This is a genomic window from Streptomyces typhae, from assembly GCF_009755605.1.
Taxonomy (GTDB): domain Bacteria; phylum Actinomycetota; class Actinomycetes; order Streptomycetales; family Streptomycetaceae; genus Streptomyces; species Streptomyces typhae.
Genome location: NZ_WPNZ01000040.1, coordinates 21,114 through 44,124 on the forward strand (window position 1 = coordinate 21,114; position 23,011 = coordinate 44,124).

The 23,011-nt window shown below is 72.4% G+C and carries 20 protein-coding genes; 1 reads left to right on the forward strand and 19 read right to left on the reverse strand.

Annotated features, from left to right (window positions below; all coding sequences use genetic code 11):
- Positions 1-16: 16 nt before the first annotated feature.
- From GPA10_RS40460 to katG, 12 genes are all read right to left on the reverse strand, one after another.
- Positions 17-217, reverse strand: coding sequence for a hypothetical protein (locus GPA10_RS40460; RefSeq protein ID WP_157169772.1), 201 nt, complete (start codon positions 215-217; stop codon positions 17-19).
- A gap of 119 nt (positions 218-336) precedes the next feature.
- Positions 337-957, reverse strand: a complete 621-nt coding sequence (locus GPA10_RS40465; protein WP_157169773.1) for an L-threonylcarbamoyladenylate synthase — start codon at positions 955-957, stop codon at positions 337-339.
- Between the two features lie 9 nt (positions 958-966).
- Positions 967-2,007, reverse strand: a complete 1,041-nt coding sequence (locus GPA10_RS40470; protein WP_343041878.1) for a tellurite resistance/C4-dicarboxylate transporter family protein — start codon at positions 2,005-2,007, stop codon at positions 967-969.
- A gap of 19 nt (positions 2,008-2,026) precedes the next feature.
- The gene (narI, locus tag GPA10_RS40475; protein ID WP_058847877.1) at positions 2,027-2,794 is read right to left on the reverse strand and encodes a respiratory nitrate reductase subunit gamma; all 768 of its coding nucleotides are present in this window, start codon (positions 2,792-2,794) and stop codon (positions 2,027-2,029) included.
- Complete coding sequence (gene narJ, locus GPA10_RS40480; protein WP_157169798.1) at positions 2,791-3,447, reverse strand: nitrate reductase molybdenum cofactor assembly chaperone; 657 nt, start codon at positions 3,445-3,447, stop codon at positions 2,791-2,793. The genes narI and narJ overlap by 4 nt, the downstream gene beginning before the upstream one ends.
- 116 nt (positions 3,448-3,563) lie before the next feature.
- Positions 3,564-5,201, reverse strand: coding sequence for a nitrate reductase subunit beta (narH, locus tag GPA10_RS40485; RefSeq protein ID WP_058847878.1), 1,638 nt, complete (start codon positions 5,199-5,201; stop codon positions 3,564-3,566).
- Positions 5,201-8,860 carry a nitrate reductase subunit alpha gene (locus GPA10_RS40490; RefSeq protein ID WP_157169775.1) on the reverse strand — a complete coding sequence of 1,220 codons (3,660 nt, stop codon included), beginning with the start codon at positions 8,858-8,860 and terminating at the stop codon, positions 5,201-5,203. Before GPA10_RS40490 ends, narH begins: the two co-directional genes overlap by 1 nt.
- A gap of 214 nt (positions 8,861-9,074) precedes the next feature.
- Positions 9,075-9,311: a DUF6480 family protein gene (locus GPA10_RS40495; RefSeq protein WP_157169776.1), complete on the reverse strand. Its 237-nt coding sequence runs from the start codon at positions 9,309-9,311 to the stop codon at positions 9,075-9,077.
- 95 nt (positions 9,312-9,406) lie between these two features.
- On the reverse strand, positions 9,407-10,510 hold the full coding sequence (locus GPA10_RS40500; RefSeq protein ID WP_157169777.1) for an amidinotransferase: 1,104 nt from the start codon (positions 10,508-10,510) through the stop codon (positions 9,407-9,409).
- A 71-nt stretch (positions 10,511-10,581) separates the two neighbouring features.
- Positions 10,582-11,412, reverse strand: coding sequence for a zinc metalloprotease (locus tag GPA10_RS40505; protein WP_157169778.1), 831 nt, complete (start codon positions 11,410-11,412; stop codon positions 10,582-10,584).
- 125 nt (positions 11,413-11,537) lie between these two features.
- Entirely contained in the window at positions 11,538-12,017 is a 480-nt protein-coding gene (locus tag GPA10_RS40510; protein WP_157169779.1) for an SsgA family sporulation/cell division regulator, read from the reverse strand.
- Positions 12,018-12,212: 195 nt separating this feature from the next.
- Complete coding sequence (katG, locus tag GPA10_RS40515; protein ID WP_157169780.1) at positions 12,213-14,441, reverse strand: catalase/peroxidase HPI; 2,229 nt, start codon at positions 14,439-14,441, stop codon at positions 12,213-12,215.
- A gap of 184 nt (positions 14,442-14,625) precedes the next feature.
- On the opposite strand from katG, the gene GPA10_RS40520 reads away from it, so the two are divergent.
- A complete protein-coding gene (locus GPA10_RS40520) occupies positions 14,626-15,036 on the forward strand; it encodes a Fur family transcriptional regulator (RefSeq protein WP_058847885.1) in 411 nt (136 codons plus the stop codon).
- 112 nt (positions 15,037-15,148) lie between these two features.
- Here the strand turns inward: GPA10_RS40520 and GPA10_RS40525 are convergent, their stop codons facing one another.
- From GPA10_RS40525 to GPA10_RS40555, 7 genes are all read right to left on the reverse strand, one after another.
- A complete protein-coding gene (locus GPA10_RS40525; protein ID WP_157169781.1) occupies positions 15,149-15,814 on the reverse strand; it encodes a fasciclin domain-containing protein in 666 nt (221 codons plus the stop codon).
- A gap of 56 nt (positions 15,815-15,870) precedes the next feature.
- A complete protein-coding gene (locus GPA10_RS40530; RefSeq protein ID WP_246260637.1) occupies positions 15,871-17,436 on the reverse strand; it encodes a molybdopterin-dependent oxidoreductase in 1,566 nt (521 codons plus the stop codon).
- A gap of 167 nt (positions 17,437-17,603) precedes the next feature.
- Positions 17,604-18,362 (reverse strand): anti-sigma factor, encoded by a 759-nt coding sequence (locus GPA10_RS40535; protein WP_157169782.1) that lies wholly within the window; start codon positions 18,360-18,362, stop codon positions 17,604-17,606.
- Positions 18,359-18,943 (reverse strand): sigma-70 family RNA polymerase sigma factor, encoded by a 585-nt coding sequence (locus tag GPA10_RS40540; RefSeq protein WP_058847888.1) that lies wholly within the window; start codon positions 18,941-18,943, stop codon positions 18,359-18,361. Before GPA10_RS40540 ends, GPA10_RS40535 begins: the two co-directional genes overlap by 4 nt.
- 129 nt (positions 18,944-19,072) lie before the next feature.
- A complete protein-coding gene (locus tag GPA10_RS40545; protein WP_157169783.1) occupies positions 19,073-21,187 on the reverse strand; it encodes a xanthine dehydrogenase family protein molybdopterin-binding subunit in 2,115 nt (704 codons plus the stop codon).
- Between the two features lie 52 nt (positions 21,188-21,239).
- The gene (locus GPA10_RS40550; protein ID WP_343041879.1) at positions 21,240-22,232 is read right to left on the reverse strand and encodes an FAD binding domain-containing protein; all 993 of its coding nucleotides are present in this window, start codon (positions 22,230-22,232) and stop codon (positions 21,240-21,242) included.
- A complete protein-coding gene (locus GPA10_RS40555) occupies positions 22,229-22,813 on the reverse strand; it encodes a (2Fe-2S)-binding protein (protein WP_157169784.1) in 585 nt (194 codons plus the stop codon). Before GPA10_RS40555 ends, GPA10_RS40550 begins: the two co-directional genes overlap by 4 nt.
- Between the last annotated feature and the right edge of the window lie 198 nt (positions 22,814-23,011).

The following is a 23,011-nucleotide window of genomic DNA, read 5'->3' on the forward strand; positions in this document are numbered from 1 at the left end:
CGCCTGGGGGAGGACGTCAGTCCAGGTCCATCTCGCCGAAGGACGGCGCCGAGTTGCCGACGGCGTAGAGGTTGGACTGGGCGTTCACGTCGTGGCCCGGGACGACGTGCACGTTGGTGACGCGCTCGGGGGCGTCGTCGGCGGCAGCGGTGCCGACGGCGGCGACGGAAGCGGCGGCCGTCAGGACGACGGCGGCGAAAGCAGTACGCATACGCATGGAATTGCTCTCCTGTGGGGGAGTGAGGGAGCTGACGTTCTCCATTCGATAGGACTCGGCCGTCCACCGCCAGGAAGCGGAATGGTGCGTAAGGGTGAAGTCGCCGGGCGGGCCGTAACCTACTCGAACCGGGAGGTGTCCCCCGCGCCCTTGCGGACGATCTCGACGTCGCCGCCGGAGAAGTCGATGACGGTGGTCGGCTCCGTGCCGCAGTCGCCGGAGTCGATGACGGCGTCCACCACGTGGTCGAGACGCTCCTTGATCTCCCAGCCCTGCGTCAGCGGCGCCTCCTCGCCGGGCAGCAACAGCGTGCTCGACAGCAGCGGCTCGCCGAGCTCGGCTAGCAGGGCCTGGGCGATGGCGTGGTCGGGGATGCGGACGCCCACCGTTTTCTTCTTCGGGTGCAGGAGCTGGCGCGGCACCTCCTTCGTCGCCGGGAGGATGAACGTGTAGCTGCCCGGCGTCGCCGCCTTGATGGTCCGGAACACATCGTTGTCGAGGTACACGAACTGCCCCAGCTGCGCGAAGGTCTGGCACACCAGGGTGAAGTGATGACGGTCGTCGAGGTTGCGGATCGAGCGGATCCGGCCGATGCCGTCACGGTTTCCCAGCTGGCAGCCGAGCGCATAGCAGGAGTCCGTCGGATACGCGATGAGCGCTCCGGAACGGATGCTGTCCGCCACCGTGCCGATGGTGCGCCGCTGCGGGTTCTCGGGGTGCACGTCGAAGTACTTCGCCATCCCGCGAGTCTAGGCGCCCGCTCCACCGCTCCACCGCAGGCGGGACGTGACATAACGGGTCTGCACCGCCAGCCACGCCGCCGTCGCGGCCCAGGCCAGCGGAGCGGTGGCGGAGGCCAGGGCCCCCAGGTGCTGGACGGCGGCAAGCCGCGCGGTCGCGGTGGCGTACATGCCCGCGGGGAAGACGACGCACCACAGGGCGGACTCGTACGCGAGCGGCACCTGGTGGCGCAGATGCCGCCAGACCCCGGCGGCGAGCAGGACCGGGATCAGGGCGGTGGCCCACACCCACAGGGCGAGGACCGAGCCCGCCAGGAGGTCGTGCGGCGGCCCCCGCGGGAGGTCCGGGCGGGCCAGGAGCCGGGTGCCCGCCAGGATGGTGATGGCGACGGCGCCCATGGTCACCCAGTAGACGGGGGTGAACCGGGCGGGGCCCGGTGGATGACGCAGCAGGCGCCGGACGATCGCCGCGAGCGTGACCGTGTAGAGGACGACCCCCGCGCACCAGAGGAGGAGCCCGACGAACGTCGACATGGCGCCGGGACGCTGACCGGTGAGCGCGATGACGACCGACTGCAGGCCGACGGTGAGCAGGAACCAGGTGCCGTCGGCGCGCTCGGCGGCAGCCCTCCGGTCCGTGCGCAGGTTCCGTACGACGCACGCGGCGAGCAGCGGCCACACGGCGGCGGCGAGCGTGAGGAGCACCCACCCGGCGTGGCGCGCCGGGCCCCCGGTGAGCCGGGCCGCGAGCACCCCGCTCGCGGCGACGAAGGTGAAGTGACCGAAGACCTTGGCGGGGTCGCGGAGTTCGGACGCCAGCCGGTCCGGGTACCGGGCCGCCTTGGTCACGGTGGCGGCGAACAGGACGCCGTACAGGAGGCACGCGCCGCCGAGGAGCAGTTGGGAGAGGCGGTGCGCGCCGGTGCCGGTGAGGGCGCGGGAGACGATGCCGGTGGCCATGACGGGGGCGAAGCAGGCCGGTGCCAGGTCGCGGCACCACCGCAGAGGCGCTGCCGGGCGCCCCCGGGTACGCCCGTGCCCCGTCACCACCCGCGGGCCCGGGTGCGCTTCACCGTCGTGAGACGGCGTCCGGCGGCGGCGCGTGCGTGCCCGGGGGCGGGGCCGGGTGCGACCCCGGCCGGGGCGCCGGGGCGTGCCGGGCGCCGCGGGAGCGGTAGACGACGTAGGGGCGGGCCAGATAGCCGAGCGGCGCCGTGAAGGCGTGCACCAGGCGGCTGAAGGGCCACAGGGCGAACAGGGCCATGCCGAGCAGCGCGTGCAGCTGGTAGACGAACGGGGCGTCCGACATCGCGGACACGTCGGGGTCCAGGCCGAAGAGCGACCGGAACCACACCGAGACGCCGACGCGGTAGTCGTAGGGGTGGGGTTGCAGGGTGGTGGCCGTGGCGACGAGCCCGGCCAGGATGACTGTGATGAGGACGGGGTGGACGACGCGGTCGCTGCGGCTGGTGGCCGCGCGGACGGCGGGCACCCGCAGCCGCCGGTAGAGCAGGATCACGAGTCCGGCGAGGGTGGCGAGGCCCGCCGTGCCGCCCACCAGGAGCGCGTTGGCGTGGTAGAGGCGCTCGTGGACGTGGGCGCGGTCGGTCCACGACTCGGGGACGGCGAGCCCGATGACGTGCCCGGCGACGACGAAGAGGAGCCCGAAGTGGAACAGCGGCCCGCCCACGCTCAGCAGCCGGTGCTCGTGGAGCTGGCTGGAGCGGGTGGTGAACCCGAAACGGTCGTAGCGGTACCGCCAGGCGGTGCCGGTGACCAGGAGGCCGACGCAGAGGTAGGGCAGCACGCCCCACAGGGCGGTGTGCAAGTGGTTCACCGTGCGGCCTCCGCGGGGTGTGGGGGGTCCGGGGGACGGGGGACGGGCAGGGGCAGGTCGACGGGGCCCGGCGGGGCCTGCCCGGTGAACGGCAGCAGGCCGACGGTCTCCGTGGGCGGTCCGGTGCGGGCCAGCCTGAGGGCGGCGGCGCGGTCCGCGGGAGAGGCCCCGGGCAGGGTGTGGCAGACGGCTTCGAGGACGTCGGCCCAGGGGCTGCGGTGCTCGTGCAGGGCCAGACGCAGGAGTTCGAGGCCCGCGCGGTGCTCCTGGAGGGCGCGGACACCGGGTTCGGGGCAACGGGCGGCGAATTCCAGCGCCAGGGGCAGGAAGTCGGGCAGTTCGTCGGCCGGCGGCTGCCAGCCGTGGCTGCGGTACAGGTCCTGCCAGGCCAGCAGGGACTGGCCGCGGCGGCGGGTGTCGCCGTCCGTGTAGTAGGTCAGATGCAGGGTGCGGCGCCGGCTGCGGTCGAAGGTGACGACGTAGCGGGCCGACAGGTCGAGGACGGGGACGGCGGCGAGAGCGTCGCAGCAGCGCCGCAGCGACTGCGCCACGGGGCCGGGCGCGGCGGCCAGGGAGTCCATGACGAGGCGGACCCTGTCGGGCCACCGGTCGTCGGGGTGGATCAGCAGCAGCGAGGCGGCCTGGTGGACCAGCGCGGCGGCACCGGTGCGCGCGGAGGGGGCGGGGGTACGGGAGGACGGCGCGGGGGTGCGCGCGGCAGCCGTACGGTGCGTGCGGTTCGTACGGGGCGCGGGGGTGCGGAAGGCCTTCACTCGGTCTGTTCCCCTCGGCGCGGGAAGAGACCGGCGGGACGGCCGCGGCCGTTCCAGCCGAGGAGGTTGACGCGGCCGCGCAGCGACGTGCCCGCGTGCTCGGGCTCGTGGCCGCCCGGCAGCGCGGAGGGGCCGCCCGCGGGGACGTCGACCAGCGGGGCGTGGAAGGTGTCCGCGCCGTACATGCCGGGGCCGCCGTCGTGGTCGAGGCTGCACCCGCCGTCGGTCTCGGCACCGGAGGAGACGGCGTAGCTGGTGGGGATCACATACCGCTCCTCGTACTTGGCCAGGGCGAGGAGCCGGTACATGGCCTCGATGCTCTCGGTGTCCATGCCCACGGCGGCGGCGATGGCCGGGTCGCGCTCCTCGCCGAGGTTGACGCGCCGCATATGGCTGCGCATCGCGGCAAGACGGCACAGGGAGGCCTCCACGGGCCCCGGGTCGCCCGCGGTGAAGAGACCGGCCAGGTACTCCACGGGGATGCGCAGGGAGTCGATGGCGGCGAAGAGCTTGGCGGGGTCCTCGCCGTCGTGGCCCGTCGCGGTGAGGGACTCGACGACCGGGGACAGCGGGGGGATGTACCAGACCATGGGCATCGTGCGGTACTCCGGGTGCAGCGGGAGCGCCACGCGGTAGCGGCTGATCAGGGCGTGCACGGGGGAGCGGCGGGCGGCGGTGATCCAGTCGTGCGGGATGCCGGAGGCCTCGGCGGCGCGCGCCACCTCCGGGTCGTCGGGGTCGAGGAAGCACTCCAACTGCGCTTCGTACAGGTCCTGTTCGTCGGGCGTGGCGGCGGCATCGCCGACCTTGTCGGCGTCGTACAGGATCACACCGAGGTAGCGGAGCCTGCCCACGCATGTCTCGGAGCAGACGGTGGGCTCGCCGGCCTCGATGCGCGGATAGCAGAAGGTGCACTTCTCGGCCTTGCCGGAGGAGTGGTTGAAGTAGACCTTCTTGTACGGGCAGCCGGTGACGCACATGCGCCAGCCGCGGCAGCGGTCCTGGTCGACGAGGACGATGCCGTCCTCGATGCGCTTGTAGAGGGCGCCGGAGGGGCACACGGCCACGCACGACGGGTTGAGGCAGTGCTCGCAGATCCGCGGCAGATAGAACATGAAGGCCTGCTCGTACTCCAGGCGCACATCGGCGTTCATCTTCTTGAGGACCGGGTCGGCGGCGAGGTGTTCGGGTCCGCCGCCGAGGTCGTCGTCCCAGTTCGGCCCCCAGGTGACCGAGGTGGGACGGCCGTCGATCAGGGAGCGGGGCGGCGCGGTGGGCACGTCGTCGCCGAGCGGCGCGCTGATCAGGTTCTCGTAGTCGTACGTCCAGGGCTCGTAGTAGTCCTGGAGCGAGGGCAGTTCGGGGTTGGCGAAGAGCCGGGCGAGACGGCGGGCCCGGCCGCCGCTGCGCGGCACGAGCCGGCCGTGCTTGAGGGCCCAGCCGCCCTTCCAGCGGTCCTGGTCCTCATAGGCGCGGGGGTAGCCCTGGCCGGGGCGGGTCTCGACGTTGTTGAACCAGGCGTACTCGGTGCCGGACCGGTTGGTCCAGGTCTGCTTGCAGGTGACCGAGCACGTGTGGCAGCCGATGCACTTGTCGAGATTCATCACCATGGCGACCTGTGCCATGACACGCATCAGTACGTGACCTCCTGGGAGCGACGGCGGATGACGGTGACCGCGTCGCGCTGATTGCCGGTGGGGCCGTAGTAGTTGGGGGCGAAGGAGAGCTGGGCGTGGCCGCCGATCAGATGGGTGGGTTTGACGAGCAGCCGCGTGAGGGCGTTGTGGACGCCGCCGCGCCGCCCGGTGGCCTCGGACTTGGGCACGTTCACCAGGCGTTCCTGGACGTGGTACATGAACACCGTGCCGGTCGGCATGCGGTGCGAGACGATCGCGCGGGCCACCACGACACCGTTGGGGTTGACCGCCTCGATCCAGTCGTTGTCGGCCACACCGATCGACTCGGCGTCGGCCACGCTGATCCAGATGACGGGGCCGCCCCGTGCCAGGGTCTGCATCAGCAGGTTCTCCTGGTACTCGGAGTGGATGGACCACTTCGAGTGCGGGGTCAGATAGCGCACCGTCACCGACTTCCCCTCGCCGCTCGGCTGCGGCTGCTCGCCGAGGAGGGCCTGGTCGAGCGGCGGCCGGTAGACGGGCAGTTGCTCGCCGTACTCGGCGATCCAGGCGTGGTCGAGGTAGAAGTGCTGCCGCCCGGTGAGGGTGTGCCAGGGCTTGCGGTGCTCGGTGTTGATGGTGAAGGGGGCGTAGCGGCGGTCCGGTGCCTCCTTGCCGGACCATTCGAAGCTCGCCCCTACCTGTACGGGACGGGCCTGCGTGTCGGAGAAGACGATGCGCCGCTCGGCCACGGACGCGGCGAGCTCCTCCAGGTCGGACGCGGGGCCGCAGCGCTCGGCGAGCTGCCGGAACCCCTCGGCGGCGACCCGCCCGTTGGTGGTGCCTGACAGCGCCAGGATCGCCTCGCACATCTTGACGTCCGTGTCCAGGAGCGGCCGGCCGCGTGCCGCGCCCCGCGAGGCGGTGCCGCAGCGCGCCGCGAGCCAGCGGCTCTCCTGTTCGGTGCGTACGGTGATGCCCTTGACCTGAAGGCCCGTCGTCTCCGGCAGCGGCCCGAGGGCGGCGATCTTGTCGCCGATCGCCGTGTAGTCCCGCTCCACCAGGTGGAACTGGGGTCCGGTGTCCTCGTCCGGCGGTGCCTCGCCCGGGGTGTCGTGCTGGAGGGCGGTGGCGACCAGGTCGTACGCGGTCTCCAGGCGGCCCTCGGCGAGGCGGCTGACCTCGGCGGCCAGGCCGTGGAAGATCTCGAAGTCGGTGCGGGCCTGCCACGGCGGCACGATCGCCGGGGAGAAGGCGTGCACGTAGGGGTGCATGTCCGTGCTGGACAGGTCGTGCTTCTCGTACCAGGTCGCCGCGGGCAGGACCAGGTCGGCGTACAGGGTGGTGGACGTCATCCGGAAGTCCAGGGCGAGCAGCAGGTCGAGCTTGCCGCGCGGTGCCTCCTCCCGCCAGGTCACGTCGCGGGGTCTGGCCTCGGGCGGCGCCTCCTCGGCGGCGGCGTTGTCGGACGCGCCGAGCAGGTGCCGCAGGAAGAACTCGTTGCCCTTGGCCGACGAGCCGATCAGATTGGCCCGCCACACCGTGAGCACCCGCGGCCAGTTCGCGGGGTCGTCGGGATCGTCGCACGCGTAGCCGAGGCGACCGGCCGCGCGCTCGTCGGCGATCCAGCGCGCGGGGTCCGCGCCCGCCTCGCGCACGCGCCGCCCCAGATCCAGGGGGTTGGCCGAGAACGTCGGGTACGACGGCATCCACCCCTTGCGGGCGGAGTGCGCCACGAGGTCCGCGGTGTGCAGGCCGCTCAGGCCGCCGGGGCCGGTCGGGGACGCGAGCAGGTCCGCCGTGAACTTCTCGTAGCGCCACTGGCCGGTGTGCAGATACCAGTACGGGGTCCCCGGCATCTGCCGTGAGGGGCGCGCCCAGTCCGAGGCCGTCGCCATCTGCTGCCAGCCGGCGTAGGGGCGGACCTTCTCCTGCCCGACGTAGTGCGCCCAGCCGCCGCCGTTGACGCCCTGGCAGCCGGTGAGGAGCAGCAGTGAGAGGAACGAGCGGTAGATGGTGTCGGAGTGGAACCAGTGGTTGGTGCCCGCCCCCATCACGATCATGCAGCGGCCCCGGGTCTGCTCCGCGGTCCTCGCGAACTCGCGCGCGGCCCGCACCACCGCCCCGGCCGACACCGAGGTGATCGCCTCCTGCCACGCGGGCGTGCACGGCGTCGACGCGTCCTCGTACGAGGTCGGCCACTGCCCCGGCAACTCCGGGCGGGCCACCCCGTACTGCGTCAGCATCAGGTCGAACACCGTGGTCACCAGGCGTCCGCCGACGCGGCGCACGGGGACCGCGCGGCGTACCGTCGCGCCCTGTTCGTCGAAGCGCGGCAGCGTCACCTGAACCGTCCGCGTACCCGGCCTGCCGTACAGGCTCAAGGCGGGCTCGATCTCCCCGAGGTCGAGGTTCCAGCGGCCCTCGCCCTCCTTGGTCCAGCGGTCGCCCATGGTGCCGCCCGGCACGACCACGGCGTCGGTGACCTCGTCGTGGAGCACCGGCATCCACCGGCGTGTGTGCGCGGCGGCGTCGGGCGCCAGGTCCAGGTCCTCGGCCGTGACGAAGGCGCCGGGCGCGTGCGTGCCGTCGTCGCGCTCGTCCAGGGCGATGAGGAAGGGCAGGTCGGTGAACCTGCGCACGTAGTCCTGGAAGTACGGCACCTGCCGCTCCACGAAGCACTCGCGCAGGATGACGTGGCCCATGGCCATGGCGAGCGCCCCGTCGGTGCCGGGGTGCGGGTGCAGCCACTCGTCGGCGAACTTCGTGGCGTCGGCGTAGTCGGGGGAGACCACGACGACCTTCTGCCCGCGGTAGCGGGCCTCGGCCATCCAGTGCGCGTCCGGGGTGCGGGTGACGGGGACGTTCGAGCCCCACAGCATCAGATAGGCCGCGTCCCACCAGTCGCCCGACTCCGGTACGTCGGTCTGGTCGCCGAACACCTGGGGCGAGGCGATCGGCAGATCGGCGTACCAGTCGTAGAACGACAGCATCGGCGCGCCGATCAGGGCGTGGAACCGGGCGCCCGCCGCGTGCGAGGCCATCGACATCGCGGGGATGGGCGAGAAGCCGGCGATGCGGTCGGGCCCGTACTCCTGGAGGGTGTGCACATGCGCGGCAGCGGCGATCTCCAGGGCCTCGTCCCAGCCGATGCGCACCAGGCCGCCCCTGCCGCGCGCCGACTGGTAGCGGCGTCGCTTGTCGGGGTCCCCGGTGATGTCGGCCCACGCCGCCACCGGATCTCCTTCATGGCGCCGCTTTGCTTCCCGAAACATTTCCACGAGTGCACCGCGGGCGTGAGGATAGCGCACTCGTGTGGGTGAATAGGTGTACCAGGAGAAGGATGCGCCACGGGGGCAGCCCCGCGGTTCGTAGTCGGGACGGTCCGGGCCCGTCGAGGGGTAGTCGGTCGCCTGGGTCTCCCAGGCGATCAGGCCGTCCTTCACGTACACCTGCCACGAGCACGAGCCCGTGCAGTTCACCCCATGGGTCGAGCGCACGACTTTGTCATGCGCCCAACGCTCCCGATAGGGCTGGTCGTTGACCTTCTGGTCGGCGCGGAAGACGGCTCGTCCCTCGGGCGTCGTCGGCGCCCGCCGCAGCAGCCGACCGGCCTCCAGCAATCGTTCGGCGGCCTCCGCCGCGGCACGTTCCGCCTTCGCCCTGCCACGTCCCATGCACGGACTCCCCTCGGGGACGGGCACCGGACGGATCGCGTCCGGCACGTCACACCATGACGGGGACAGACTCCTCCGGCGGCGCTCGTGAAAGGAATCACTTTTTGGCCAGTTGGTTGTACTTAGAACTTTCTTTTCCCGCCCTTTGCAATGGCGGATTCTGGCCAAGTGTGCGGTGCGGGTGTTTGTGAGCACGTGCGCACGGCACGCCCACTCACAGCGACAGTGCGTAGCCGAGCAGTCCGACGGCGACGAGAACGACGATCGCCAGAATGATGATCAGCGGAGCCATGGCCCAGCCGGTCGTGGGGTTGTGGGACTCGTCGGGCCCCGCGCCCGGCGTGCTTCCCTCCGCAGGCGGGGTCTCGCCCGGCGGTACGCCACCGCCCGGTTCGAGACCCGTGGTGCGGCTGGGGTCGGGATCGGGATTGCTCCCATTTGTCTGGCTCATGGTCGCCGAGTGCCCCGATGGCGGTGATCGACACGCTCCTGCCGTGACCGGAGTCGGCCACGGGGGCCCTTCGGGGTCCGGCATATGCCTTTGGGTCAGTCGGCATACGATTCGAGCCGTCCGCGGCGCCGGACGTCGAGGGTCGCGCAGTGGAAGGAACCCCCGAACGGCGCATAGTGCAGCAGGTCGCAGGGGATGGGCTCGAACCCCCATCTTTCGAGCGCCCGCAGGGTCCCGGTGTGGTGCCGCTCCGCGATCACCCGCTTCTCGTCGATCATCAACACGTTCATGCTGAGCCACTTGCCGCACATCGACGTGAGTCTCAGCAGGCGCTCGTCGATCGGATCGGGCTCCGGGGCGACCAGGACGTCCCAGGACTTCAGGACGTCCGGCAGCCGGTCCACGTCGATGTACTCCGGATTGACCAGAACCTTGCCGGGGGCGAGCGGCATGAGCGTGGTGTCGATGTGCAGGGGCGTGCGGCAGCGGCTCTCGATCTCATGGATGCGGTAGTCCGGTCCCAGATGGCGGCGCATCCACTCGATGCCCATCCCGTTGGTGACGTTGCTCCGCAGGACGAACAGGTCCCGTCCCGCGCGGACGAAGTCCGCCGCGTCGAACACAGGCTCGAATTCGGTCAGGATGTGGCGGAGGGGCTCGTCCGCCGCGGGCGGCCGGAAGTCCGGTCGGTACAGGGCGTCGGAGAGCTGCGGCTTCGGCGCCGCCGTCCAGCGAGCGCCGCGCCGGAAGTAGTCCTTGAGGAGCGTGCGGTAGGCGTGCGTCTCGAAGTACCGGCACGGCCAGGCCATCGGGGTCTCGATGATCTGGTCCCCGACCACCAGCATGCTGTCGCGCGGACAGGTGGTGCAGAACCCGTGCGACGACCACTCCGGCGTGCCGAAACGCTTCCTGCCGTCGACCGGGTCCGGCCGGGTGACCGTGACCCCCAGGGACTGAAGCAGGACGACGAACTGTTCGAGTTCGCGCCGGGCCCGCTCGACCATCACCCGCGGATACGCGTACCCGGACACGGCTCCGTGCACCCTGCCCGCCCACCGCGGCATGTTGCAGGTCACGACCGGGTGGTCCGAAGGGAACGTCGCCCCGTCGAGGCGCCCCACGATGACCTCCTCGAGAGGATCCCACTCGTTGTGCGAGCCGACGGGCGATACGAGCGGCTCCGGTGACGGCGATGTCATGCCTGCGTTGCACCCCGTGTCTCAGGTCCGGCGGTGTTCCGTCGTGTCCTCTGCCGATGCTCCACCGCGCCTCAGCCCCACCGGTGTTCCGCCGTGGCCACCAGGAACGTCCCCGCCAGGGCCAGCCAGAGGCCGCCCAGGTCGTCGGCGAACACCACCTGTGCGAGGCCGAGCAGCAGCAGCGGCCACCCCACGTACCGCCCGGCCGCGCCCACCACCGCTGTGGCGCGGGCCCGGTCCCCCGTCCGCCGCCACACCAGCGCGTGCAGCAGCCGGGCACCGTCGAGCGGCGCGCCCGGCAGCAGATGCCCCACCGCCAGGACGACATTGACCGCCGCCAGCCACGCGAGGGTCTCCGCCGCGAGGTCCGAACCCCCGGCCCTGTCGAGAAGGAGCGCGGCCGGCGCCGTCACCAGGGCGAGGCCGAGGCTGACCAGCGGACCCACGGCCGCCGTGCGCAGTTCGGCCTCCGGCGTCGGCGCCGCGTCCCGCGCGCGCTCGGCCCCCGCGTCCCACGAGCGCTCGGCCCCCGCGTCCCACGACCGTGCCGCCCCTGTGCCCCGCGCACGCTCGGCCCCCGCGTCCCACGAGCGTGCCGCCCCCGTGTCCCGCGCGTGCGCGGTCCGCGTGGGCGACGGCCGCAGCAGGAACGAACCGACCGCCACACCCTGGCGCCCGGCCACGACCGCGCGGGCACCGTCGCGCGCGAGCAGCGACGCGAAGCAGGCCCCGGCGGCCACCAGGCCCACCGCCCAGTACACCCACGGGGAACGGCCCGGATGGACGGCGGGCAACCGCGCCTCGGCCAGTCCGGTGACCGCCAGGACGAAGACGACGGGAACGGCCCGGCGGACGTCCGCCCGCATACCGGCCGGATGCCTCAGGGGCAGGCTCTTCGTCATGGTTGGCGCCTCCTCACGGCCCGTTTCCTGCGCGAGACGAGTGACCCGTGTGAAGGACCGCCAAACGCCGCTGCCGCCATCCGGGGCGCAGGTCAGCCGGTGCGGGCGTGCTCCCGGGACGCCGCTCAGCCGGTGTCGGCGTCCAGGAGTACGCGGGTCACCGCGTCCCAGTCGATGTGGCGCGACTCCTCGCCGACGGGGCTGAGCCGCCTGGTGACCTCCAGCCACCGGCTCAGCACGTCGTGCGCGATCTCGATCACGGCGCCGCCCCCGGGCGGACCGAGGCGCACCTGTACGACGTCGGCGCCGAGCCCGCGCGCGACCGGCCAGGCGGCGACGTCGCCCATCCCGTCGCGACCGAGCAGGGAACGCAGGAGGAGGTCCCGGGACAGGGTCCACGTCACGGCGGCGGTACCGGCTTCGAGCAGGACGCGCACGGCGAAGGGGTCGTGCACCGAGTACCGGAGGCTGAGGCCGAAGGGGGCCGGGGGCCCCTGATCCCTTACGAGGTGCGCGGTGCAGCGCAGGACCGTGAACGGCCACGGATCTGTTTCGACGAGTGTGACAGGGATCGACATCGAGCAGCGCAGCTTTCCCGTGGGCATGATGCGCCGCCCGTGGTCGGGAGAGACACCATGGTGGAGCCGGGCAGCGGCGGACGCCGACTGCGCCGGGTTCGCGAGCAACCTCCGCGCGACGAGTCTCCGCAACCGCTTTCGCCAAACCCTTGCCACGGCGGAAAAGACGGACGTCCGGGCCGGCCCGGAGGCCGGCCCGGACGTGGGCGCCGGTGGGCCGGGTCAGGCGACGTCGAACCGGTCCAGGTCCATGACCTTGCTCCACGCCGCGGCGAAGTCCTGCACGAACTTCTCCTGCGCGTCGTCACTCGCGTACACCTCGGCGAGCGCCCGCAGTTCGGAGTTCGAGCCGAAGACGAGGTCGGCACGGGTGCCGGTCCACTTCACCGTGCCGTCGGCGCCGCGGCCCTCGAACTCGTCCTGGGCATCGGACGTCGACTTCCACGTCGTGTCCAGGTCGAGCAGGTTGACGAAGAAGTCGTTCGTCAGGGTGCCCGGCCGGTCGGTGAGGACACCGTGCTTCGACTGGCCGTGGTTGGCGCCGAGCACGCGCAGCCCTCCGACCAGGACGGTGGTCTCGGGCGCGCTCAGGGTCAGCAGGTTCGCCTTGTCGATCAGCAGGAACTCGGCGGGCAGCCGGTTGCCCTTGCCGACGAAGTTGCGGAAGCCGTCGGAGGAGGGCTCGATCGCGGCGAAGGACTCGACGTCGGTCTGCTCCTGCTCGGCGTCGACCCGGCCGGGGGTGAAGGCCACCTGGATGTCGTGCCCCGCGTCCTTGGCGGCCTTCTCCACGGCCGCGCCGCCCGCGAGGACGATGAGGTCGGCGAGGGAGACCTGCCTGCCGCCCGCGGCGTCGAACGACTCCTTGATGCCTTCCAGGGTGCTCAGCACCTGCGCAAGACCGTCCGGGTTGTTGACCTCCCAGTTGCGCTGCGGCTCCAGGCGGATACGGGCGCCGTTGGCGCCGCCGCGCTTGTCGCTGCCGCGGAAGGAGGAGGCCGCGGCCCAGGCCGTGGAGACCAGTTGGGAGACGGTGAGGCCGGAGCGGAGCACCTGGTCCTTGAGGGCGGCGATGTCCGCGGCGTCGACGACCTCACCGGTGCGCTCCGGGAGCGGGTCCTGCCACAGCAGCACCTCGGAGGGGACCTCCGGGCCGAGGTAGCGGACGACCGGGCCCATGTCGCGGTGCGTCAGCTTGTACCAGGCGCGGGCGAAGGCGTCCGCGAACTCCTGCGGGTTCTGGTAGAAGCGGCGCGAGATCGGCTCGTAGACCGGGTCGTAGCGCAGTGACAGGTCGGTGGTCAGCATCGTCGGGCGGTGCTTCTTCGACGCGTCGTGCGCGTCGGGGATGATCTCCGGGGCGTTCTTCGCCACCCACTGGTTGGCGCCCGCAGGGCTCTGCGTGAGCTCGTACTCGTACTCGAAGAGGTTCTTGAAGAACCCGTTGCCCCACTGGGTGGGCGTGGTGGTCCAGGTGACCTCGAGACCACTGGTGATCGTGTCGGCGCCCTTGCCGGTGCCGTACGTGTTGTGCCAGCCGAGGCCCATCTGCTCCAGGGACGCGGCCTCGGGGTCCGGGCCGACGTTGTCCGCGGGGCCCGCGCCGTGGGTCTTGCCGAAGGTGTGGCCACCGGCGATGAGGGCGACGGTCTCCTCGTCGTTCATCGCCATGCGGCGGAACGTCTCACGGATGTCGCGGGCCGCGGCGATCGGGTCCGGATTGCCGTTGGGACCCTCGGGGTTGACGTAGATGAGGCCCATCTGGACGGCGCCGAGGGGATTCTCGAGATCGCGGTCGCCGGTGTAGCGCTTGTCGTCGAGCCAGTTGGTCTCGGGGCCCCAGTAGACGTCCTCCTCCGGCTCCCACACGTCCTCGCGGCCACCGGCGAAGCCGAAGGTCTCGAAGCCCATGCTCTCCAGGGCCACGTTGCCGGTGAGGATCAGCAGGTCGGCCCAGGAGATGCTCTGGCCGTACTTCTTCTTGACCGGCCACAGGAGCCTGCGGGCCTTGTCGAGGCTCACGTTGTCCGGCCAGCTGTTGAGCGGCGCGAAGCGCTGCTGGCCGGCACCGGCGCCGCCGCGGCCGTCGCTGATGCGGTACGTGCCCGCGCTGTGCCAGGCCATACGGATCATGAGCGGGCCGTAGTGGCCGAAGTCGGCCGGCCACCAGTCCTGCGAGGTGGTCAGGACCTCGGCGATGTCCCGTTTCACCGCCGCCAGGTCCAGGGTTTCGAACGCCGCGGCGTAGTCGAACTCCTCGCCCAGCGGGTTGCCCACGGCGGGGTTCTTGGCAAGGATCTTCAGGTTCAGGCGTTCCGGCCACCACTGGCGGTTTCCGCCGCCCTGCGTCGGGTGTGCGGCACGGCCGTGGGCGACCGGGCAGCCGCCCGTGCCCTCCGACGTCTCCTCGAACTTCGGGTCGGTGACGATTGCGTCCGGGTTCTCAGCCATGGGAAACCTTTCGAACTGGTGACGGCCGACGCCGACCTGTCCATCCCTCGGTCATTGTCGGGGAACCGATCCTACGATGGACAGAGTCCAGGTCAAGAAGCTCAACTGGTCGATATGGAATCGGAGTTCGTACAGCTACCGGTAACCTTGGCGTAGTCAACCGAGCCTGAATGGGTGAACCGACATGAGTGACCTGCTGGAGCGGCTGCGGGGACGCGGCTGGCGCGTGACCTCGCAGCGGCGCGTCGTCGCGGAGGTCCTCGACGGCGACCACGTGCACCTCACCGCCGAGGAAGTGCACGCGCGTGCCGCGGAGAGACTGCCCGAGATCTCCCGGGCGACCGTCTACAACACGCTGGGGGAGATGGTCTCCCTCGGCGAGGTCATGGAAGTCTCCACCGACGGCCGCGCCAAACGCTACGACCCCAACGCCCACCACCCGCACCAGCACTTGGTGTGCTCCGCCTGCGGAATCATCCGGGACGTCCACCCGAGCGGCGACCCCCTGGCGAACCTCCCCCAGGAGGAGCGGTTCGGCTTCACGGTGTCCCAGGTCGAGGTCACCTACCGCGGGGTGTGCGCGGCCTGCGCCTGACCGTCCGGCCGGTTGACGGAGGTGACCGGGGGCGTGCCGCCGCACAACGCCCACCGCGGCAGGCCGAGGGGGCGGCCGGAAGTCCGGCCGCCCCTGAACGCACCACCCGCGGTCAGCTCTTGGGCATCAGGACCGTGTCGATGATGTAGACGTTGGCGTTGGCGGTCTTGACGTTGCCGCAGACCACCTTCGCGCTGTCGTTGACCTTGTAGTCCTCGCCGGAGCCCGCGGTCATGAGCTTCGACTTCTCCAGGGTCGCCCAGGAGCCCTTCTCCAGGTCCTTCGGCGTCAGCTTCTGACCCACCACGTGATACGTGAGGATCTTCGTGAGCTGGGCCTTGTCGTTGAGGACCTTGTCCAGGTCGGCCTTCGGGATCTTGGCGAAGGCGTCGTTGGTGGGCGCGAACACGGTGATGTTCTCGGCGTTGTTGAGAGTGTCGACCAGGCCCGCCTTCTTGACGGCGGTGACGAGCGTGGAGAGCGCCGGGTTGTTCGACGCGGCGGTGGCGACGGGGTCCTTCGCCATGCCGTCGAAGCTGCCCTTGCCGTCCTTGGGCACGGAGGAACAGGCCGGGCCGAAGGGCTCGTCCATGCCCGCCATGTCGTCGGCGGGGGTCTCCTCGGCGCTCGTCCCGGCGTCCGTCGACTTCTCGGACGCGGACGCGGACTTGTCCTTGCTGTCGCCGTCGTCGGAGCAGGCCGTCAGCGTCAGGGGCAGGGCGACGACCGCTGCGGCGGCGATGACGGTACGACGGAGGCGAAGGGTCTGCGTGTTCATGGTCTTCTCCTTGTGGAGCGGGGGGGTTCTTACGGATCGGGGGCAAGGGGTGCGAGTCAGGTCACGGTGACCACCACCGAATGGCGGCCGCTGGCGCCGTCGGGAACGGTCCGGGTCCGTCGCGCGGTCTGGGTCCGGCCCGTGCGGTCGGTGGCGCGGACGGTGAGGGTGTGGTCGCCCGGGGTCGCGCGCCAGCGGTAGGACCACTGCCGCCAGGTGTCCCGGGTGTCCTCGGCGGCGAGTTCGGCCCGCTGCCAGGGCCCGTCGTCCACCCGCAGCTCGACCTTGTCGATGCCGCGGTGCTGGGCCCAGGCGACCCCGGCGACCGTCACCGTGCCCGCGCGGGGCCGCGCGAAGGGCTTGGGCGTGTCGATGCGGGACTGGGTCTTGACGGGTGCCTCGCGGGCCCAGTCCCGCCGCACCCAGTACGGGTCGTAGGCGTCGAACGTGGTCAGCTCGATGTCCTCGATCCACTTGCAGGCGGACACGTAGCCGTACAGGCCCGGGACGACCATGCGGACCGGGAAGCCGTGGGCGAACGGCAGCGGTTCGCCGTTCATGCCGAGGGCGAGCAGCGCGTCGCGGCCGTCCATGACGTCGTCCACGGGGGTGCCGATGGTCATGCCGTCCACGGACCGGGCCACCAGCTGGTCCGCCGGGCCGCCGCGTGCCGGTGGCTCGACGCCGCACTCGGCGAGCAGCTCGGCCAGCGGCACCCCGAGCCAGCGGGCGTTGCCCGCGTACGGCCCGCCCACCTCGTTGGACACGCAGGTCAACGTGATGTCCCGCTCGACGAGCCGGCGCCGCAGCAGATCGTCGAAGGAGACCGTCACGGGTCGCCGGACGCCCTTGCCGTGGATGGTCAGACGCCAGGTGCCGGCGTCGACCTTCGGCACCACGAGCGCGGTGTCGACGCGGTAGAAGTCCTCGTTGGGGGTGACGAACGCACTGATCCCGGGGACCTGGAGGCGGGCTCCCGCGGGCACCGGCGCCGCCGCCGATGCCGGTGCGGGCAGCCTGATCCGCCGCCGGGAGGCCACGGCGTCCTGGCCCCGCGCGGCGTTCAGGGTCCTGCCGAGGACCCCGGCACCGGCGGAGGCCGCGGCCACCGCGCTCGTCACCACGACGAACCGGCGCCGGTCCCACACCCCGGGAGCGGCTTCGGCGACCTGGTCGGGGCCGGGCGGCACCGGCCGGACGGCGCAGCCCGCGAGGACGTACAGGAGCACCGCGCCCGCGGCGGCCCCCGCGACGGACGGCAGCGCGTCGCCGAAGCCGGTCGAGTCCGGCCTGCCCAGGGCGGCCCACGCCCCGACGACCCCGAAGAGCAGCACGCCCGCCGCCCCGGCGACACGGTGCCGCACGGCCAGGACGCCGAGTGCCATGGCGAAGAGGGCGAGGACGGCGAGGATGCCCCACTGGAGGACGAGTTTGTCGGCGGTGCCGAACTCGCGGATGGCCCAGTCCTTCACCGCGGGCGGCGTCCGGTCGATCGCGGCGCCGCCCACCGCCACCACCGGTCCTGCCTCGGGCCGCACCGCCGCCGAGACCAGCTCGGCGGCGGCCAGTGCGGCGAACCCGGCGACCGCTCCGCTGACACCGCCGGCCAGGACGGCCCGCAGGGCGCCGCCCCGTACGGCGCGGCCCGCGCCGACCTCGGCGCTGCCGCCCTTCGCTGTGCTGTCCTTTGCTGTCCTCACACGAGGAATACGGAGCCGGAGGCTCAGCGGATTGGTCGATTCCTCTACGAGTCGCTACGAGTCGACGGAACCGCCCCCGCCGGGCCGGATCAGGCCGGGAAGTCGAGGAGCGCCACCGGCTTCGTCGTCGGCTCGGGCGAGCCGCCCGCGGGTTCCACCGTGACGCCCATGCCGGTGGCCTCGCCGACACGGCCCTTCATCACGAGGGCCGAGGTGGTGCGTCCAGGGTCCATCAGGCCCGCGGAACGCATGGTCCCCTTGTCGTTGAACCACAGCTGGTAGACCTTGCCGCGGGGCGGCTCCGCCATGCCGGTCGCGAGGAACGCGGCCCGGTCGCGCCCTTCGGACACCACGACCGTCGCGCGGGCCCCACCGGCGAGATTCGCCGTACGGGTCCGGGCGTCCGGGGCGGCGAGCAGCGACGCCAACTCCTCCGTCCGCTGCTGCACCTCGCGTGCCTGATCCCGCGCGTCGCCGGCCTCGCGGTGCTGCCAGACGGCGGTGGCGCCGAACGCGGTGGCCGCCGCGAGGCAGGCGGCCAGTGCCCACCGGGACGCGCGGCGCAGCGGAGCGCGGGGGACGGTGCCGCCCGGCGGTCCGGGTTCGGTGCGCGGCGCCTCCTGGCGGACCGTGGCGATGCTCCGCAGCACCTGCTCCTTCAGGGCGGGCCGGGGCACGACCGCCGCCGCGAGGCCGAGACGGGCCGCGGTGGCCGACAGCTCCCGTACCTCCTGGGCGCAGGCCGGGCACTGGCCGATGTGCTCCTCGAACTGGGCGCGCTCCGTGTCGTCGAGGGAGTCGGTGGCGTACGCGCCGGTGAGGGTGTGCAGATCCGCACGGTTCGTCATGCGCTCACTCCCATGCAGTCGCGCAGCCGGATGAGTCCGTCGCGCAGGCGGGTCTTGACCGTGCCGAGCGGCAGGGCGAGCAGCTCGGCAACCTGTCGATGGGTCAGCCCGCGGTAGTAGGCGAGCGTCACCGACTGCCGCTGCGTCTCCGTGAGCCCGCGCAGGCACCGGCGCACCTGCTCGCGCTCGAAGCGGGCCTCGACCTGCTCGCTGACCTCGTCGAACTCGGGTGTCTGCGCGAGCAGGGCGGCCTTGTGATCCCGCTCGGCGGCGGCCTCCACCGAGCGGACCCGGTCGACGGCGCGCCGGTGCGCCAGGGTGAGCACCCAGTTCATGGCAGTACCACGATTTTTACGATAGCGCGGCGCCGTGCGCCACACCTCGACCAGGACCTCCTGCGTGACCTCCTCGGACTGGGCGTGGTCGCGAAGGACCCGGCGTACGACACCGAGGACGGGGCCCGCCACGACGTCGTAGACGGACGCGAACGCCTTCTGGTCGCCGCGCGCCACCCGGGCGATCAGCTCTTGGAGATCGGGCCCGGGCGTCGTCCGGGAACCGATGTGTACTACTTCTTTCAACGTGGTGGCCCTTCGGGGCAGCGTTCCAGATACACCCTTCATCCGTAGCCGTAGCGGCCGGGGATTGGTCCGGTCCGAAAAGGATTACGGAGAACCACGGAGAACCACTGAGAACCAGGGGACGGGACGTCAGCCGCCGAGGCCCCGCAGCACCTTGTCCGGCGTCAGCGGCAGCTCACGGAAGCGGACCCCCGTGGCGTGGTGGACGGCGTTGCCGATGGCGGCGGCGGTGCCGACGATGCCGATCTCGCCGATCCCCTTGCTGCCCATCGGGTTGACGTGGGGGTCGCTCTCGTCGATCCAGTGCGCCTCGACGTCCGGCACGTCCGCGTGCGCGGGGACGTGGTACGAGGCCAGGTCGGACTCCGTGAAGTCACCGAACGCGGGATCGAGCGTGCTGGTCTCGGTGAGCGCCATGCCGAGCCCCATGGTCATGCCGCCGACGAACTGCGACCGCGCGGTTCGGGCGTTGAGGATGCGCCCGGCCGCGTACACGCCGAGCAGCCTGCGGACCCGTACCTCGCCGGTCACGGTGTCCACGGCGGCCTCCGCGAAGTGCGCGCCGAAGGCATGGCGGGCGTAGTCGCTCTCGGCGTCGGCCCGCCCCGCGGTGTCCGCACGGGCGGTGACACCCGCCGCGGGCGGCGTCCCGCCGTGCTCGGCGAGCCGTTCCGCGAGGCGCGCGCACGCGTCGTGCACCGCCCAGCCCCACGAGGACGTCCCCGACGAGCCGCCCGCGAGCGGCGCCGCGGGCAGGGTGGTGCAGCCCACCTCGATGCGCACCCGTTCCAGGGCGACACCGAGGGCGTCCGCCGCGACCTGCGCGAGGACGGTACGGGCGCCGGTGCCGATGTCGGTGGCGTTCACGCGCACCGCGAAGGTGCCGTCGGGCCGCGCCTCGGCCTCAGCGGTCGACGGCGACACGAGGACCGGGTAGGTCGCGGCGGCCACGCCCGTACCCAGCAGGAGCGGACCCTCCGCCCGCGCGCCGGGACGCGGGTCGCGCCCGGACCAGCCGAAGCGCCGCGCGCCCTCCCGCAGGCAGTCCACGAGATGCCTGCTGCTGAACGGCTTGCCGCTGTCCGGCTCCCGATCCGGATCGTTGACGGCCCGCAGCTCCACCGGGTCCATGCCCAGCTCGGCGGCGAGTTCGTCCATGGCGGACTCCAGCGCGTACATGCCGGGTGCCTCGCCGGGGGCCCGCATCCACGACGGGCTCGGCACGTCGAGGCGCACCACGTGGTGGGTGGTGAAGTGGTGCGGCGCGCCGTACATGACGCGGGCCGACACCGCCGCCTGCTCCACGAACTCCTTCACGTGCGAGGTGTACGTCGTGACCTCGTGGGCCAGCGAGACGAGACGGCCGTCGCGCCCGGCACCCAGGCGGACCCGGTGCAGGGTGGGGGCCCGGTGACCCACGACGGCGGGCAGGTACCGGCGGGGCAGCGAGACCGTGACCGGCCGCCCGGTGGCCCGCGCGGCAAGCACCGCCAGCACCACGTCGGGGCGGGGCGTGCCCTTGGAGCCGAAGCCCCCGCCGACGTGGGCGGAGACGACGGTGATGTGTTCGGCGGACGTCTCGAACATCGACGCGAGGGTGTCGCGCACCGTGTTGCCGCCCTGGCTCGATGAGTACACGGTGAGCTCGCCGTCGTCCCAGTGCGCGGTGCTCGCGTGCGGTTCCATCGGGTGGTTGTGCAGCGGCGTCACCTCGTACCCGACGTCGACACGCACGGCGGCGGGGGCGCCGTCGGGGCCGCCGATCTCGCGGCGGCCGGGGAAGTCCCCGTTGACGGTCTCGGGCTCGTACGCGTCCGGGTGGTCCGGCGTCAGGGTGACGTCGTGCTCGTCCACGGCGTAGTCGACGCGGACCGCGGCGGCGGCGGCGCGGGCACTCTCCAGGGTCTCCGCCACGACCAGGGCGACGAACCAGCCGCGGTGCGGCACCGACGCGTCCTGCAGGACGAAGAGCGTCCGGTCGTCGGGTTCGGCGAGCCGCGGGGCGTTCTCGTGGGTGAGCACGGCGAGCACGCCGGGGATCCGCAGGGCGTCCGCCGCGTCGACGGCCGTGACCCGGCCCCTGGCGACGGTGGCGGGCACCGGCCAGGCCTGGGCCCGGCCGGGCAGCGGGTGCTCGGCGGCGTAGCGGGCGCCGCCGGTGACCTTCAGGCGCCCCTCGATCCGCTCGGCGGGAGCTCCCAGGGCGGAGTGCGTAGCCCCGGGCGCGGTACCGGTGCCGGCCATGAAGTCCTCCTGCGACGTGCTGTGAAGTGACGGTTCGGGCCCTCGGGCCGGATCAGGACGCCGCGGCCGACGCGAGCCGGGTCAGGACGTCGACGGCGATGTTGCGGGCAAGCGGCACCTTGTAGCCGTTGTCCCGCAGCGGCTGGGCCGCGGCGAGTTCGAGGCCGACGGCGTGCGCGAACGCGTCCGGTGTCGCGGGGCCGCCGACGAGGGCCTCCTCGGCCCTGGTCGCACGCCAGGGCCGGTGGGCCAGCGCGCCGAAGGCGATCCCCGCGTGCGCGACGCGCCCGTCCGCGACCCGCAGCACCACCGCGACGGACGCGAGGGCGAAGGCGTACGAGGCCCGGTCGCGGGCCTTGCGGTAGGCCGACGGCAGCCCGGCCGTGGCGGCGGGCAGCACCACCGACGTGATCAGCTCACCGGGACGGATCATCGTGTCCCGCTCCGGACGGTCCCCGGGCAGCCGGTGGAACTCGGCCGCGGGCACGCTCCGTGCGCCCTCCTCGTCGAACAGCTCCACTCGGGCGTCGAGCGCGGCGAGCGCCACGGCCATGTCCGAGGGGTGAGTGGCGATGCACTGCTCGGAGTGCCCGAGGACCGCGTGGTCCCGGTGCACGCCCTCGCGCGCCCCGCAGCCCTGCCCGGGTTGCCGCTTGTTGCAGGGTTTGGCGGGGTCCTGGAAGTACGGGCACCTGGTGCGCTGCAACAGATTGCCGCCCGTGGTGGCCGCGTTGCGGAGCTGCCCGGACGCGCCCGCGAGGAGTGCCTGGGACAGCGCCGGATAGCGGTCGCGGACCAGGGGGTGCGCCGCGAGGTCGCTGTTGCGCACGGCCGCGCCGACGCGCAGCGAACCGTCGTCCAGCTCCTCCACCGCGTCCAGCGGCAGCCTGCTGACGTCGACGAGCACCGCAGGACGCTCCACGCCCAGCTTCATGAGGTCGACGAGGTTGGTGCCGCCGCCGAGGTAGCGGGCGCCGGGGTGCGCGGCGAACGCCTCCGTCGCCTCCTCCACGCTGGCCGCCCGCACATATCCGAACGGCTTCACGTGGCTGCCCCTTCGACGTCCTCGACGGCATCGACGATGCGCGGATAGGCGCCGCAGCGGCACAGGTTGCCGCTCAGCCGCTCCCGGATCTCGTCCCGGTCGAGCGGCACGGGGCGGCCGGAGGGCGCCCCGGGCGCGGTGACGTGCGAGGGGTGGCCCGCGGCGGCCTCGGCGATGACGCCGACGGCCGAGCAGATCTGCCCCGGTGTGCAGTACCCGCACTGGAACGCGTCGCGGTCCAGGAACGCCCGTTGCAGGGGGTGCAGGGCCTCGCCCTCGCCCAGGAGCCCTTCGACCGTCGTCACCTCGCAGCCGTCCAGGGCCACCGCCAGCTGCAGACAGCTGTTGACGCGGCGCCCGTCCACGAGGACCGTGCACGCGCCGCACTGGCCGTGGTCGCAGCCCTTCTTGGCACCGGTGAGGTCGAGGTCCTCCCGCAACACGTCCAGGAGGACCCGCCGGTGGTCGAGGTCGAGGGTGTGGTGCTCCGCGTTGACGCGGAGCGTGGTCGCGGAGCGCTGCTCGGCCGGTGCCGCCGGGGCACCGCCAGGCGCTGCGCCGTCGTCGTTCTCGCTGCCCATGGCGTGAGGGACCTTCCGGTCGTGCTGGGGTGCTGTGCAGGCCGCGTGCCCAGGCTGACACAGGTGACACCTCCCGGCACGCTGACACAGGTGACACCTCCCGGCACGCGGAGCGGGTCCGCCGTCGCGCGACCGCACGACGCTTGGCAGAGTTGCCGGGCGGAAGCACATCCGCGGGCAGCCGTGACCCGCGGCCGA

Coding starts and splice junctions, on each gene's coding strand:
- GPA10_RS40490 (WP_157169775.1), bottom strand. CDS start 8,860: ATGGGACGTGGCAGGGCGAAGGCGGAACGTGCCGCGGCGGAGGCCGCC.
- GPA10_RS40500 (WP_157169777.1), bottom strand. CDS start 10,510: ATGACATCGCCGTCACCGGAGCCGCTCGTATCGCCCGTCGGCTCGCAC.
- GPA10_RS40525 (WP_157169781.1), bottom strand. CDS start 15,814: ATGAACACGCAGACCCTTCGCCTCCGTCGTACCGTCATCGCCGCCGCA.
- GPA10_RS40555 (WP_157169784.1), bottom strand. CDS start 22,813: ATGGGCAGCGAGAACGACGACGGCGCAGCGCCTGGCGGTGCCCCGGCG.
- narH (WP_058847878.1), bottom strand. CDS start 5,201: ATGCGTGTCATGGCACAGGTCGCCATGGTGATGAATCTCGACAAGTGC.
- GPA10_RS40505 (WP_157169778.1), bottom strand. CDS start 11,412: ATGACGAAGAGCCTGCCCCTGAGGCATCCGGCCGGTATGCGGGCGGAC.
- GPA10_RS40535 (WP_157169782.1), bottom strand. CDS start 18,362: ATGACGAACCGTGCGGATCTGCACACCCTCACCGGCGCGTACGCCACC.
- GPA10_RS40545 (WP_157169783.1), bottom strand. CDS start 21,187: ATGGCCGGCACCGGTACCGCGCCCGGGGCTACGCACTCCGCCCTGGGA.
- katG (WP_157169780.1), bottom strand. CDS start 14,441: ATGGCTGAGAACCCGGACGCAATCGTCACCGACCCGAAGTTCGAGGAG.
- GPA10_RS40460 (WP_157169772.1), bottom strand. CDS start 217: ATGCGTATGCGTACTGCTTTCGCCGCCGTCGTCCTGACGGCCGCCGCT.
- GPA10_RS40465 (WP_157169773.1), bottom strand. CDS start 957: ATGGCGAAGTACTTCGACGTGCACCCCGAGAACCCGCAGCGGCGCACC.
- GPA10_RS40495 (WP_157169776.1), bottom strand. CDS start 9,311: ATGAGCCAGACAAATGGGAGCAATCCCGATCCCGACCCCAGCCGCACC.
- GPA10_RS40510 (WP_157169779.1), bottom strand. CDS start 12,017: ATGCCCACGGGAAAGCTGCGCTGCTCGATGTCGATCCCTGTCACACTC.
- GPA10_RS40520 (WP_058847885.1), top strand. CDS start 14,626: ATGAGTGACCTGCTGGAGCGGCTGCGGGGACGCGGCTGGCGCGTGACC.